Annotated in this window: 13 protein-coding genes; 7 read left to right on the forward strand and 6 right to left on the reverse strand. The window is 74.9% G+C overall.

Features of this window, described 5'->3' with window-relative positions; genetic code table 11:
• The first annotated feature begins 103 nt into the window (after nt 1–103).
• Nucleotides 104–952, forward strand: a complete 849-nt coding sequence (locus ABTZ58_RS27795; protein ID WP_351362183.1) for a restriction endonuclease — start codon at nt 104–106, stop codon at nt 950–952.
• Between the two features lie 35 nt (nt 953–987).
• Here ABTZ58_RS27795 and ABTZ58_RS27800 read toward each other — a convergent pair whose 3' ends face one another.
• The 3 genes from ABTZ58_RS27800 to ABTZ58_RS27810 all read right to left on the reverse strand — a co-directional run bounded on the left by ABTZ58_RS27800 (nt 988) and on the right by ABTZ58_RS27810 (nt 2,250).
• Nucleotides 988–1,371, reverse strand: coding sequence for a hypothetical protein (locus ABTZ58_RS27800; protein ID WP_351362186.1), 384 nt, complete (start codon nt 1,369–1,371; stop codon nt 988–990).
• A gap of 142 nt (nt 1,372–1,513) precedes the next feature.
• The gene (locus tag ABTZ58_RS27805; RefSeq protein ID WP_351362189.1) at nt 1,514–1,888 is read right to left on the reverse strand and encodes a TraR/DksA family transcriptional regulator; all 375 of its coding nucleotides are present in this window, start codon (nt 1,886–1,888) and stop codon (nt 1,514–1,516) included.
• Between the two features lie 50 nt (nt 1,889–1,938).
• A complete protein-coding gene (locus ABTZ58_RS27810) occupies nt 1,939–2,250 on the reverse strand; it encodes a TraR/DksA family transcriptional regulator (protein ID WP_351362192.1) in 312 nt (103 codons plus the stop codon).
• Nucleotides 2,251–2,774: 524 nt separating this feature from the next.
• On the opposite strand from ABTZ58_RS27810, the gene ABTZ58_RS27815 reads away from it, so the two are divergent.
• Genes ABTZ58_RS27815 through ABTZ58_RS27835 form a run of 5 tightly spaced genes read left to right on the forward strand, consistent with a single transcriptional unit; the run spans nt 2,775 to nt 7,930 of the window.
• Nucleotides 2,775–3,728: a HAMP domain-containing sensor histidine kinase gene (locus ABTZ58_RS27815; RefSeq protein WP_351362195.1), complete on the forward strand. Its 954-nt coding sequence runs from the start codon at nt 2,775–2,777 to the stop codon at nt 3,726–3,728.
• Between the two features lie 2 nt (nt 3,729–3,730).
• Entirely contained in the window at nt 3,731–4,411 is a 681-nt protein-coding gene (locus ABTZ58_RS27820; protein ID WP_351362198.1) for a response regulator, read from the forward strand.
• Nucleotides 4,412–4,413: 2 nt separating this feature from the next.
• A complete protein-coding gene (locus ABTZ58_RS27825; protein ID WP_351362201.1) occupies nt 4,414–4,932 on the forward strand; it encodes a hypothetical protein in 519 nt (172 codons plus the stop codon).
• A gap of 51 nt (nt 4,933–4,983) precedes the next feature.
• Nucleotides 4,984–7,188 (forward strand): protein translocase subunit SecD, encoded by a 2,205-nt coding sequence (secD, locus tag ABTZ58_RS27830; protein WP_351362204.1) that lies wholly within the window; start codon nt 4,984–4,986, stop codon nt 7,186–7,188.
• Between the two features lie 58 nt (nt 7,189–7,246).
• Nucleotides 7,247–7,930 carry an acetoacetate decarboxylase family protein gene (locus ABTZ58_RS27835; protein ID WP_351362207.1) on the forward strand — a complete coding sequence of 228 codons (684 nt, stop codon included), beginning with the start codon at nt 7,247–7,249 and terminating at the stop codon, nt 7,928–7,930.
• A 31-nt stretch (nt 7,931–7,961) separates the two neighbouring features.
• On the opposite strand, the gene ABTZ58_RS27840 is transcribed toward ABTZ58_RS27835, so the two are convergent.
• Entirely contained in the window at nt 7,962–9,203 is a 1,242-nt protein-coding gene (locus tag ABTZ58_RS27840) for a glycosyltransferase (RefSeq protein WP_351362210.1), read from the reverse strand.
• Between the two features lie 93 nt (nt 9,204–9,296).
• Nucleotides 9,297–10,808, reverse strand: a complete 1,512-nt coding sequence (locus ABTZ58_RS27845; protein ID WP_351362213.1) for a HEAT repeat domain-containing protein — start codon at nt 10,806–10,808, stop codon at nt 9,297–9,299.
• A gap of 129 nt (nt 10,809–10,937) precedes the next feature.
• Here ABTZ58_RS27845 and ABTZ58_RS27850 point away from each other — a divergent pair, with 129 nt between their 5' ends.
• Nucleotides 10,938–11,801 carry an LLM class flavin-dependent oxidoreductase gene (locus ABTZ58_RS27850; protein ID WP_351362216.1) on the forward strand — a complete coding sequence of 288 codons (864 nt, stop codon included), beginning with the start codon at nt 10,938–10,940 and terminating at the stop codon, nt 11,799–11,801.
• A gap of 145 nt (nt 11,802–11,946) precedes the next feature.
• On the opposite strand, the gene ABTZ58_RS27855 is transcribed toward ABTZ58_RS27850, so the two are convergent.
• Nucleotides 11,947–13,068, reverse strand: a complete 1,122-nt coding sequence (locus ABTZ58_RS27855) for a DUF7638 domain-containing protein (protein ID WP_351362219.1) — start codon at nt 13,066–13,068, stop codon at nt 11,947–11,949.
• Nucleotides 13,069–13,125 lie beyond the last annotated feature (57 nt).

The raw sequence follows: 13,125 nt of genomic DNA on the forward strand, positions 1-13,125 counted from the left end.
CGGTCGGCTTTTGGCGATTTCGAAGCGCTCCGTATGAGATCGGATCCCGATCTTGGGAAGACGGTGGAAACGATCTTCCATCGATCCCTGAGGGGGGCACACCGTGACCGCACCCACGCGTCCGATACCACCGGCGAACCGCCGGCGCCGCTTCGACCTCCGCTCGACCGCGCTGTTCTTCGTGTTCCTCGCGGTGGTCCTGTGCGTCCTCGGCCTCACGGCACGCATGGTCGCGGACGCCGTCGAGCGGCGGCCCGCCTGGATGTTCGTCCTGGCCGTGCTGGGTGTCGCGGCATGCATGGGACTGAGGCGCCGGGTGCACGTGGCGAGAGCGGCGCGCCGGGCGGCGGCGGCGCTGGACAAGGCGGCGCGGGAGGCGGCCGACGAGCTCGACGCCCGGCAAGCGCCTGCCGATCACCCTGCGGTCGAGGTCATCGCCGATCAGGGGGTCCTGGTGGCCGCGGAGTTCGAGACCGTCACCGAGCACGGCCCCCCGGCTCCCGTGGAGTTGGAGACCGTCACCGACTACGAGGCGCTGACGCCCGAGGAGTTCGAGGAGGCCGTCGCCGCCCTCTGCGAACGCGACGGCTGCTCCGCCGTCGAGGTCGTGGGCGGCGCCGGGGACCTGGGCGCCGACGTCGTGGCCCTCACCCCCGACGGGCGGCGGATCGTCATCCAGTGCAAGTACTACGCCACCTCCCATCGAGTCGGCTCCCAGGACCTGCAGCGCTTCGGCGGCACCTGCTTCACCGTCCACGAGGCCGACGTCGCCGCACTGGTCACCACGAGCGACTTCACCGCGCCCGCGGAGGAGTACGCCGAGCAGTGCGGCATCGTGTGCGTGGACGGGGAGGCCCTGCGGGCCTGGACGGACGGCACCGGCCCCCGCCCCTGGGACACCGCTCCCGGCGGCCGGACGGCGGGGTGGGACCTGGCCGGCGCGGGATCGTGAGCCGCCGCCGGCCGGCCGAGCCGGTGCGCCGGGCCTCAGATCACGCAGCCGTTGATGCCGGGCACGCCGTCGATCCAGTTGGTGTTGTTCTCCACGTAGTAGCTCGACATGATCCCGTACTTGGTCCAGCCGCGCGGCGCGACCATCAGCCAGTACGGGTTGCCGCCGACCGACTGGCCCGGGATCTGGCAGTACACCAGGACCTCGTCCCAGGAGTTGATCTGGCCGATGACCGTCGGGCAGTTCGCGGTGCTCGGGGCGTGGATGCAGTTGCCCTCGTTGATGTCACGGACGTTGACCCCGTCCGCCCAGACGCCGTACCACCCGCGGCCGTGCCCGTCGGCGGCGGCGCTCTGTGCGGTGGTGACCACGAGGGCGAGTGCTCCAGCGGCGGCGAGTGCCGCGGTCGTCTTGCGCATGGCCGTCCTTTCGATGCCGTGCCGGGTGGCTCGCGGGAGGAATCCCGCCCCTGGCGCCCCGCACTCTAGGCAAGCCGGCGAGGCTCTGGTCCCTGACAGGTGTCAGGGCCAGGGCCTCGCACCGGGGGCGGCGCCCGGCCACTCAGCGTGCGGTGCCCCCGGCCCGCTGGCAGCGGGCGCAGTAGCGGGCCTGCGGCACGATCATCAGGCGCTCCCGGTCGAGGGGGCGCCGGCAGCGGCCGCAGGAGCCGTACACACCCGCGTCCATGCGGGCGAGGGCCGCTTCGACGTCGGCGAGGACCATACGGGCCGAGGCGGCCAGCTTGACGCTGACCTCCAGCTGCGCGGAGGCCCGCTGGCCGCACCGGTCCTCGGCGCGGGAGGCGACCGGGCCGGCGAGCCGGCGCAGCTGCTCCCGGCGGAACAGGCGCTGCTCGCGCAGGTTCTCGCGGAGAGCGGCGAGGTCCTCGGCCGACAGGTGCGGCGCGCTCCTGGCGGCGGTCTGCTGGTTCACCACGTCACCCCTTCTTCCTGAGCAGGACGCAGGCGATCGGAACGGGAGGGCGGTCAGACGGCGCGGCGCCGGCAGGCGACGCAGTGTCGGGTGTAGGGGAGGATCTCCAGCCGTTCCGCGGGAATGGGCTTGCGGCAGCCCAGGCAAGTGCCGTAAGTCCCCTGCTCGACACGCCCGAAGGCCTCGTCGATCTCCTTGAGGACCCGCCGCATCGCGGTCCTCTGCTCGGACAGCAGGTAGTCGTCCGGAGCCGGACCGCTCTCGTCGAGGGCCCGCAGCTGCGCCAGCCGCGAAGTGCGGGCGTGCTCCAGGCGCTGACGGGCTTCGTGCGGGTCGGGCTCGGCCCGGGGAACCTCCAGGGTCATGATCGTCCTCTTCTCGGCTGCCCGGCGGCAGAACGGCTGGGGGTCGCTGGGTGGTCTCGGGCTCCAGCCTGGCCCGATCCGCCGCGAAGTCCCATCGGGCGCGGGCCCCATTCCCACCGGGTCGGGCGCCCCACACGGCCGGTCGTGGGTAGGGCGCGCCCCGGGGAAATGGGGGCTGACCCCCATCGACGCGAAGTCGGTGACGGGGAAGGCTGGCGGAGAAGCCACCCCGCCGACCCGGGACTCGACGCCGAGGCACCTCGTACCGCCGGGGACGGGCCCCACCGCCAGGGACGGGCCGCACCGCCGCGGTCCGGACCGGCACCGCCGCGAACGGGCCGCACGGCCGCGTCGGCCTGTCGCTGCGGCGCCGGTCCGGACCGCGTCGTCCGGTCCATGCTGCGGCGACGGCCCCGACGGCGGCGTCCGGCACGTCGCTGCGGGCGGGCCGGCCGGAGGTCCGGCGCGCCGGGACCCCTCGGTGGCGGCGGTCCGAGCACGTCAGAAGAGGAGTCGTGGGTCCGGTGTCGCTGTTCTGGCGGATCTTCGCCCTCAACGCCCTGGTGCTCGGCGCGGCCACGGCGCTGCTGCTGTGGGCTCCGGTGACGGTGTCGGTGCCGATCCTGCTCACCGAGGCCGTGATCCTGGTCGGCGGCCTCGCCGTGATGCTGGTCGCCAACGCGGCCCTGCTGCGGCTCGGCCTGGCGCCCCTGGTGCGGCTCAGGAGGCTGATGACCACGGTCGACCTGCTCCGCCCGGGTCAGCGCCTGCCCGTGTCGGGCGGCGGCGAGGTCCCGGAGGTGATCCGTACCTTCAACGCGATGCTGGAGCGGCTGGAGCAGGAGCGGGCCACCAGCAGCGCCCGGGCCCTGCTGGCGCAGGAGGCCGAGCGCCGCCGTATCGCGCAGGAGCTGCACGACGAGGTCGGGCAGAGCATGACCGCGATCCTGCTGGGCCTCAAGCACAGCGCGGACGAGGCGCCCCCGCGGCTGCGCGAGGAGCTGCACGAGGTGCAGGAGATCACCCGGCAGTCCCTGGACGAGGTCCGCCGCCTGGTGCGCCGGCTGCGCCCGGGGGTGCTGGACGACCTGGGCCTGGTCAGCGCGATCACCTCGCTCACCGAGGACTTCGCCACCCACACCCGGATGCAGGTCACCCGCCGCTTCGACACGGACCTGCCCGCCTTGACGCCGGAGACGGAACTGGTGCTCTACCGCGTCGCCCAGGAGTCCCTGACCAACGCCGCCCGCCACGCGGACGCCGAACGCGTCACCGTCGCCCTGCGCCACGCCGACGATCGCGTGGTGCTGACCGTCACCGACGACGGCCGGGGCATCCCGGCACCCCGCGAGGGCGCCGGCATGCGCGGGATGCGCGAGCGGGCCCTGCTGATCGGCGGCAGCCTCGACATCACCCCGGCACCGCCCGCCGGCACCAGCGTCCAGCTCACCGCCCCCGTTCCCAGGAAGCAGCTCTGACCATGCCCGACACGATCACGCCCGAGACGCGGACCGGCACGATCCGGATCCTGCTCGCCGACGACCACTCCCTGGTCCGGCGCGGTGTGCGGCTCATCCTCCAGCAGGAACCGGACCTGAACGTGGTCGCCGAGGCCGGTGACGGCGCAGAGGCCGTCGAGCTGGCCCGGACGCATGAGGTCGACCTGGCCGTGCTCGACATCTCCATGCCACGCCTGACCGGCTTGCAGGCCGCCCGTGAGCTGGCCGCCCGCAAGCCGGGGCTGCGGATCCTGATGCTCACCATGCACGACAACGAGCAGTACTTCTTCCAGGCCCTCAAAGCCGGGGCCTGCGGCTATGTGCTGAAGTCCGTCGCCGACCGCGACCTGGTCGCCGCGTGCCGGGCCGCCGTCCGGGACGAGCCCTTCCTGTACCCGGGCGCGGTCACGGCGCTGATCCGCAACTACCTCGACCGGGCGCGCCACGGCGAGGAGACCCCCGACCAGGTGCTCACCCCGCGCGAGGAGGAGGTCCTGAAGCTGGTGGCCGAGGGGCACTCGTCCAAGGAGATCGCCGACCTGCTGTTCATCAGCATCAAGACGGTGCAGCGGCACCGCGCCAACCTGCTGCACAAGCTCGGCCTGCGCGACCGCCTGGAGCTCACCCGCTACGCGATCCGCGCCGGGCTGATCGAACCCTGAAGGTGGCACACACCTCCCGGTGGCGCTCCCGGGCCTTCCTCGTCGCGCTCCTGACGGCCGTCGCCCTGACCCTGCTGACCGCGTTCACCGCGGGGTCCCCACCCGTCCCGACGGCCCACCAGGCGTCCGGCCCGACGACCGACCCGACGCCCAGCTCGACGCCTGACCCGACGGCCGACCCAACGGCCGGTGCGTCGGCCGACCCGACGCCTGCCCCTGCGCCCGACCCGGCGGCGGCAGCGGGCGGGCCCCCGGAGTCCGGGACACACGTCGACGAGGGTTGCGACGGCGGCTGCGCGGCCCGGGTGGCGGCCCGCCAGGAGTCGCAGGGCGAGCACCCGGCCCCGCGCTGCCATCCGGCCGGCGGCGCGCGGCGCACGGCCGTCGCGCCCGCGGGCGCCGGGGCGCGGCCTGCCGCACCGGACCCGCCCCTCGCCTGCGCACGACCACCGCTCTCCCCCGACCTGGAACGGGCACCTCCGCATCGTCCGGCACCCGACGCTCCCTTCCCTTCTTCCTGACAGCGCCCGGCCGCATCCTCCGTGCCCGGGTGCGCCCGCCGGAGGCTTGTCGTGACCCGTTCCGCCCGGGTGAGGGCCCTGCTGGCCCTCGCCCTGCTCGCCGTATCGCTGTACATCGCCGTCACCGTGCCGGTCCGCCTGGGGCTGGATCTGCGCGGCGGTACGCAGATCGTGCTGGAGACCCGCTCCACCCCGGCCGCCGAGGCCGGCCGTGAGGCCACCGACCGCACCCTGGAGGTGCTGCGCGGCCGCATCGACGCGCTCGGCATCGCCGAACCCACCCTCGTCCGCTCCGGTGAGAACCGGATCATCGCCGAACTGCCCGGAGTGCAGGACCCGCGCAGGGCCGCCGACGTCCTGGGCCGCACCGCGCAGCTCACCTTCCACCCCGTGTCCGCGGCCGGGGACGACGCCTCCCGCACCCTGCCCGACGAGTCCGGCACACCGCTGCGCCTCGGGCCCGCGGCCCTGACCGGCGAGCACGTCGGGGAGGCCGCCGCCCGCTTCGACGACCGGGGCGGCGCGGGTTGGCACGTCACCGTGGACTTCGAGGGCGCGGGCCGCGACCGCTGGGCCCGCCTGACCGGCGAGGCCGCCTGCCACCCGGCGGGAGACCCCGCGCGGCGGATCGCCATCGTCCTCGACGACAAGGTCGTCTCCTCCCCGCAGGTCGACCCGTCCGTCGCCTGCGGCGGCGGCATCCGCGACGGCGCCACGCAGATCACGGGCTCCTTCGCTCCGGCGCAGGCCCGTGAGCTGTCCCTGCTCATCAACGGCGGAGCCCTGCCCGTGCCCGTCGAGACCGTCGAGCAGCGCACCGTCGGCCCCACCCTCGGCGCGCAGGCCGTCACCGCGAGCGCCTGGGCCGCCGCCATCGGCACGACACTGACCGCGCTGTACGTCATCGTCGTCTACCGGCTGATGGGCCTGCTCGCCGTGCTCGCCCTGGCCTGCTACGGCCTCGTCTCCTACGCCGCCCTGGCCGCGCTCGGCGCCGCCCTCACCCTGCCGGGCCTGGCCGGTTTCGTCCTGGCGATCGGGATGGCCGTGGACGCCAACGTGCTGGTCTTCGAACGGGCCCGAGAGGAGTACACGGCCGGTCGGCGCCCCAGTGCCCGCTCGGCCCTCGCCGCCGGGTTCCGCAACGCCTTCAGCGCGATCGCCGACTCCAACATCACCACGCTGATCGCGGCCGCGCTGCTGTTCTTCCTGGCCTCCGGGCCGGTGCGGGGCTTCGGGGTCACCCTCGGCATCGGGCTGCTCGCCTCCATGTTCAGCTCCCTGGTGATCACCCGGGTGCTCGCCGAGTTCGCCGCGAGCCGCCCCCGGGTCCGCCGCTCCCCCGCGCTGACCGGCATCGCGACCACGGGTGCCGTCCGCGCCCACCTCACCCGGCGCGACCCGCAGCTGATGCGCCGCCCGCGCCGCTGGCTCGCCACCTGCGCCGCCGTGCTGGTCCTGGCCGGGGCGGGCACCGTCGTACGCGGGGTGGACCTCGGCGTGGAGTTCACCGGGGGCCGCCTCATCGAGTACGCGACGAACTCCCCCGTCGACGCCGACCGGGTCCGCACCGCCCTCGCCGACGCCGGGTTCCCCCGGGCCGTCGTGCAGTCCTCCGGTGCCACGGGCCTGACGGTGCGGACGGAGCCGATGAGCAACGCGCGGGAGGCGGAGGTCACCGGGGCCGTGCGGGAGCTGGCCGGCGAGGCGGTGAAGGTCCGCGACGAACTCGTCGGCCCCAGCCTCGGCGACGAACTGCGCCGCAACGCCCTGGTCGCCCTCGCCGTCGCCCTGGGCGCGCAACTGCTGTATCTCGCGGTCCGTTTCCGCTGGGTGTTCGGCACCGCCGCGGTGACCGCACTCACCCACGACGTGGTCATCCTCGTCGGCGTCTTCGCCTGGCTGGGCAAGCCCCTGGACGGGGTGTTCCTCGCGGCCCTGCTCACCGTCGTGGGCTACTCGGTCAACGACTCGGTGATCCTCTTCGACCGTGTCCGGGAACTGGCCGGGCGCCACCGGGACAAACCCTGGCCCGACCTGGTCAATCCGGCCGTCCTGCAGACCCTCCCCCGCACGGTCAACACCGGCATGGGCGCCGCACTGGTCCTCACCGCCCTCGCCGTGCTCGGCGGGTCCTCCCTCACCGACTTCGCCCTGGCGCTGCTCATCGGCGTCGCCGTCGGTACGTACTCGTCGGTCTTCACGGCCGCTCCGCTCGCGATCGTGCTCGGGCGGCGTCGTCCCCGCTCGGGTTGACCGGTGGCGGGTACCCGTACGGGGCCGGGAAGGCCGGCGAGCGAGGGGAGGCACCGCCGTGGCCCAGCCGTTTCCACCGGAGCCATGGCATCTGCGGGGCGAGATGTTCACGGCGCTCTGGCGGGTGCCGCGGCGTGAGGTGCCCGACTGGCGGCTGCCGGCCGGGGCCCGTCCGCTGCGGCTGGGCCGGTCCTGCCTGGTGGTCACGTTCTGGGTGGACTACCGGCCGGGCGGGACGCTGGCCTACCGGGAACTGCTGGTGGCCCTGGCGGTGCGGGACCGGCGGGGCCCTGCGGCGTGCGCGGTCGAGGCGTGGGTGGACGACCCGCGCTCGCTGGCCGGCGGCCGCACGCTGTGGGGCATCCCCAAGAAGCTCGGCTCCTTCGTCTTCGGCCCCGCGACCCGGCCCTCGTCGCGCCCCGGCCGGGCCGCGGTGAGTACGCGCCTGGTCGTGGAGGAGGGCGGCCCCGGCCCCGATCCGGTGGTGACCGGGCTGCACCGGGACCTGCTGCCCTTGCCGGGCCGCCTGCCCGTGCGCGGCCGGCTGCTGCAGCCGCATCCCGTGCACGGGACGTGCGAAGTGCCGCTGAGGCTCTCGGGGCGCGCCCGGCTGGGGCGGGCGCGGATGACGGTTGGGCCCGGCGGCCCGCTGTCCTGCCTCGACGGGCGGGGAACCGTGGCGGCGGTCTCGATCCGCGACTTCCGGATGACCGTGGGCACAGCCGGAGGGCGGCCGGTGTGACCGGCCGGTGTGCGGTGTCCCGAGCGCGGGGTCACGACGGCGGCCTGTCCAAAGCCGCCAGGACCGCTGCCACGCCGTCCTCCTCGGCCAGCCGCCGCGACAGCTCCCGGGCGCGGGCGCGGTGACGGGCGTCGCCCGTGGCGCGGCGCAGGGCGCAGGCGAGGGCGTCGGCGGTGAGGTTCCGCAGCGGCACCGCGCACGGCGCGGTGCCGAGGGCCACCAGGCGCGCCGCCCAGAAACCGCCGTCGAACTGCACGGGCACCGGCACGGTGGGGACGCCCGCGCGCAGGACGGCGGCCGTGGTCCCGGCGCCCGCGTGGTGCACCACCGCTGCCGTGCGGGGGAACAGCAGGGCGTGCGGCACGTCCCCGACGGTGAGGACGTCGTCGGTCCGTGCGCCGAGATCGGCCCACCCCCGCTGGATCACCCCGCGCAGCCCCGCCGCGCGCAGGGCGCGCACGATCTCGGCACTGACGCGCTCGGGGTCCGGCACCGTCGCGCTGCCCAGCCCGACGAAGACCGGCGCGGGGCCGGCGGCGAGGAACTCCTCCACTTCCGCGGGCAGTGGCCGCGTGTCGTACGGCCACCAGTACCCGGCCAGGTCGAGTCCGGGCCGCCAGTCCCGGGGGCGGGGCACCACCAGTTCACTGAATCCGTGCAGCACGGGCCAGTGGGCCCGCTCCTGGGCCCGGCGGAGCGCTGCCGGGCCGCGCAGGATCATGCCGTGCCGGGTGCGCAGCCGGTCCATGGCCCGGGTGTGGACCCGGTCGACGGCGGCGGCGACGGCCCGTCCGCCCAGGTGGTTGGCGACGCTGCCGAGTGAGCGTCCGCCCAGCATGGGGGCGCCGAAGTCCCTGGTCGGATGCTGGGGTTGCAGGAACACGCCGAGGCTGGGCAATCCCAGCCCCTCGGCGATGGCACGGCCCAGGGGTGCCACGGCACCGGCGGCCAGGACGACGTCGGCGCTCCGGGCCGCCTGGACGAGGGCGTCGGTCATCTCCTCCGCCGCCGACCGGGCCATCGACGCCGCCCGCAGCAGCTTGCCGGGCCCGGTACGGCTGGCGTGCAGACCGCGACCGCGATCGGAGTGCGACAGGGCGTACGGGTCGACCGGCGTCGGGTGGAACCGCACCCCGGAACCGTCGGTCAGGGGCGCGAAGACGGCGTGGGTGGCGAGCGTGACGTCGTGACCGCTCCGCGCCAGCCCCGCGCCCAGACCGGTGAACGGGGCCACGTCTCCACGCGATCCCGCCGTCATGATCACCACTCGCATGGTCCCAGTCTGGACCGGCCGAGAAGGCGACACGCTGTCCCCGCCGGTACGTGGACGAAAATCGCCGGTCCAGGTGACGGCCGGCGCGCTCCGTCACACCGGGCCGGACGGGGCGGTGCCGGGTCCGGAGTCCAGGGCGGCGAGCAGTCCGGTGGCGGCGTCACGCAGGCGGGGTGAGGGATCGGCGGTGAGGGCGGTCAACCGGTCACGAGAGGGTTCGGCGCCCGGCGGCCACGATCCGTTGGCGTCCACCCAGCGCCGGAGTCCGAGCACGGCTTCGTGCCGGACCGGCTCGTGCGGATCGTCCAGGCCCCGCAGGAAACGCCGTACGTCGTGCCGGACGTGCTCGTCGGTCGCGTCGTCGCCGTCGAGGAGCGACAGCGCGGCGGCCCGGACCTCGCCCGAACCGGCGGTGTCCGCCAGCCGCCGTACGGCGGGGAGTGCCTGGGTGAGGCCCCAGAGCGCGTCGCGGGTGCGCCAGGTGTGCCGGGCGTCGGTCTCCAGGTGGGCCGAGAGGGCCCAGGCCACGGGGTGGCGCTCCCAGGGGCGCAGGCCGTTGTCGACCAGGTGCTCCAGTCCGTTGAGGACCCCGGCGCGCAGGTCGTCGTCCGGGTCGTCCAGGAGGGGCAGCAGCAGCCACACCGCGTCCCATCGGCCACCGGCCCCGATCGCGGTGGCGCAGGCGGCCCGGGTTCGGGCGGGGATGGTCTCGTCGGCCAGGGCGGTGCGCAGGTGCGTGGCGGCAGGGCCCCGGTCCAGGGCGCCCAGCACGCGCGCCGCCGGCGGTCCGGCGACCGGATCGCGCAGCCAGCGCGCCGCCGCGTCGCTCAGGCGCTCGTCGGCCTGATCGCCGAGGCCGCTCAGCAGGGCGGCGGCGACCTGGGGGTCCCGCTCGGTCCGCAGGGCCGCCGCCAACGTGTCCTGTAGCTGTCGTTGTTCCACGTGGCACAAGCGCCGGGCGGCTTGCAGGCGGACCTGCGGGGACGGATCGTGCAGGCCGTCGAGCAGCGAGTCGAGAAGCGGCTCGGTGCACTGCCGCGGCAGCCGTTCCAGGACCCGGGCGCGGGCGGCGCCCCGGCCCTGGCGGGCCGTGCGGATCACTTCCGCGCGCACGTCCTCGTCGTCCTCGCAGACGTACAGCAGACTGCCGGCCCGCCCCCATACGGCGGGGTCGGGGTCGCCGAGGAGAGCGACGAGGGCCGCGGCGTCCCCGGGGACGCCCAGCACGGCCAGTCCCTCCAGGGCGAGGATGCGCACGTGGTGGTCCGGATCGGACAGCAGCCGGGCGAAGACCCCGACGACCGCGGGTCCTCGGAGCCCGAGCCGGGTCGCCGCGACACACGCCCTGCGCCGCACGTCCGGATCGGCGTCGCCCATGAGACGCGGCAGGACCTCGCGGCCCGCCTCCGGAATGCCGAGCCGGCCCAGAGCCCGGGCGGCGGCCGCGCGTACGGAGGGCTCGGGGTCGGCGGCCGCCTCGGTGAGGACGGGGACGTGGGCGGCCCAGCCCCGCCTCCCCAGGCCCTTCAGCGCCGCGGCGCGCCGCTCCGGCTCCGGCGCCGCCGACTCCCGCACGAAGAAGACGATCTGATGGTCCGCTCCCATGGCCACCCCCGGCAAGGAAGACGTCCGAGGCCGGGGAAGGTTGCCCTCCCCGGCCCGTGAACCATGCGTCACACCCGGCCGGTTGGGCAGGGAGTGGGTACAGGTTCCCTCGCGTGACCGGAGGTATGGATGGACATCGGCATAGGCCTTCCCAACACGGTTCCCGGCACCGACGGCCGGATGCTCGTGGAGTGGGCGCGGCGGGCCGAGGAGGCGGGGTTCAGCACGCTCGGGACGATCGGGCGGCTGGTCTACCCGGGCTACGAGGAGTTGGTCGCGCTGAGTGCCGCCGCGGCCGTGACCAGCAGGATCCGGCTGACGACGAGTGTGCTGCTGGGGCCGCTGTACACGAACGCCGCGCTGCTCGCGAAGCAGGCGGCCTCCGTCGACCGGCTGTCCGGGGGGCGGTTCGTGCTCGGCGTGGGGCTGGGCGGGCGGGACGACGACTTCACGGCGAGCGGTCTGCCGACCCGGGGCCGGGGGCGCCTGCTGGAGGAGCAGCTGGTGGAACTGAAGCGCGTCTGGGCCGGCGAGGAGCGGGGGTTCGCCGGTGCGATCGGCCCCGAGCCCGTGCGCGAGGGCGGGCCCGAGCTGATCCTGGGCGGCTCGACCGAAACCACTTTCCGGCGGGTGGCCCGGCTGGGTGACGGCTGGATCATGGGCGGCGGCACCCCGGACACGTTCGCCCGGGCCGCGGCCGGCGTCGACACCGCGTGGAAGGAGGCGGGGCGGACGGGTACGCCCCGCAAGCTGGCGCTGGCCTACTTCGCGCTCGGCCCGGACGCCCGGGCCCACGCGGACGGCTATCTCCGGCACTACTACGGCTTCCTCGGCGATGCCGCCGCGCAGGTCGCGTCCGGTGCGGCGGTGACCGCGGAGATGGCCGCGTCCTACGCCGAGGCCTTCGCCGCGGCCGGCTGCGACGAGCTGATCTTCATCCCGGCGGCGTCGAACCTGCACCAGGTCGAGTGGCTGGCCGAGGCGACGCGCTGAACCGCCCGCCCCTCCAGGCGATCGGGCCGAGGCACACGCTTCGCCCACCGCTCCAGGCGACTGGGGCCGAGGCGACCCCCTGAACCGCCCACCGTTCCGGACGAGCGAGCGGGGTGGAGCGACGCGTTGGGCCGCGCCCGTCGTTCTAGGCGAGCGGGGTGATTCCCGCCTGGTCGGCCCGGAGTTGCGCGCGGACGAGCTCCAGCAGGCGGCCGGTCCAGTTGCGGCCGCGGCCGCCGTTGTCGCCCCAGTGACCTGAGTCGGACTCGTCGTAGACGAGGGTCGCGTCGGCCGTGTCCAGGAGGATGCGCGCGAGGGCCGGGTGCTGGGTGTACTTGGCCTTCAGCAGCGCCGTCATGACCGCGGTCCTGGCCTGTTCCCACCCCTCGCGCCGAGGGGCGGCGGCCGCCGCCTCGCGGGCGGCGAACACCGTGTCCGCGTCCCGCGCGGCGGCCCGGGCCACGGGGTCGGCGGTGGACAGGGCCCAGTACGCGTGGGTGACCGAGGGGTAGGTGTCGCCGTCGACCAGGAGGGGCGCGGGGTAGTCGTTGCGGAGGGCCTGCGTGCCGGGGTCGTCCGAGGTCCTGACCGGGTAGCTCTGACAGAGGTGGATCGCGGGGGCCATCGGGGTCGCGGGTCCGTCCGCCGGCACCCGCGTGGGGCGTTCGGCCCGCCACTTCGCCCGGTCCTCGAAGTAGGCGACCGCCTCGTCGTACTCCTCCTGGTCGACGGTTTCGCCCGGCAGGGTTTCCAACTCCCCGCCGGGGCCGGTCACCAGGACCTGCAGCGGCCCGTCCTTGCGATCCATGTCGCCCAGCGCGTAGTGGCGTTGGGTCTCGGGGATGGCGTAGTAGGCGGCGCGGGCGACGGCCCGGTTCTCCTCGGTGGGCTCGGCGAGGAACGCGTCGACGGCGGCGAGGCAGCGCTCCGTGGAGTCGGGGCGGCCGTTGAGCTGGTCGATCGTGTCGCGGACCTCGGCGAGCAGCAGCTCGGGGGTGAGCCAGGCGCACGGCTCGCTGAATCTCCACGCGGCCAGGTCGTGGGCGGAGACCCAGGCGCCGTCCGGGAGTTCGGTGGCGACCCAGCCGCTGCGCAGCTTCCGCTCGAACTCCTCCAGGGTGACCAGGCCCCAGCAGTCGATCAGCCCGTCCGCGTAGATGAACAGGTCGGTGAGGAAGTAGTCGCCGTTGCGGATGAAGGCGTGACGCCAGGTTCCGGGGACGCGGATGCCGTCCGCCATGCGGGAGGTGATGCGGTTGCCGATCATTCAGGCCATTGTGTCGGGACCGGTGATCCGCGCAACGGGTTTGTCGCCGAGGGGCGT

Origin of the sequence: Streptomyces sp. NPDC094143 (assembly GCF_040303825.1) — a bacterium.
In the GTDB taxonomy this organism is placed as follows: domain Bacteria; phylum Actinomycetota; class Actinomycetes; order Streptomycetales; family Streptomycetaceae; genus Streptomyces.

What these genes read in the sequence shown, in the direction of transcription:
- ABTZ58_RS27845 (WP_351362213.1), bottom strand. Translation starts at nt 10,808, where the DNA reads ATGGGAGCGGACCATCAGATCGTCTTCTTCGTGCGGGAGTCGGCGGCG.
- ABTZ58_RS27820 (WP_351362198.1), top strand. Translation starts at nt 3,731, where the DNA reads ATGCCCGACACGATCACGCCCGAGACGCGGACCGGCACGATCCGGATC.
- ABTZ58_RS27810 (WP_351362192.1), bottom strand. Translation starts at nt 2,250, where the DNA reads ATGACCCTGGAGGTTCCCCGGGCCGAGCCCGACCCGCACGAAGCCCGT.
- ABTZ58_RS27840 (WP_351362210.1), bottom strand. Translation starts at nt 9,203, where the DNA reads ATGCGAGTGGTGATCATGACGGCGGGATCGCGTGGAGACGTGGCCCCG.
- ABTZ58_RS27850 (WP_351362216.1), top strand. Translation starts at nt 10,938, where the DNA reads ATGGACATCGGCATAGGCCTTCCCAACACGGTTCCCGGCACCGACGGC.
- ABTZ58_RS27855 (WP_351362219.1), bottom strand. Translation starts at nt 13,068, where the DNA reads ATGATCGGCAACCGCATCACCTCCCGCATGGCGGACGGCATCCGCGTC.
- ABTZ58_RS27800 (WP_351362186.1), bottom strand. Translation starts at nt 1,371, where the DNA reads ATGCGCAAGACGACCGCGGCACTCGCCGCCGCTGGAGCACTCGCCCTC.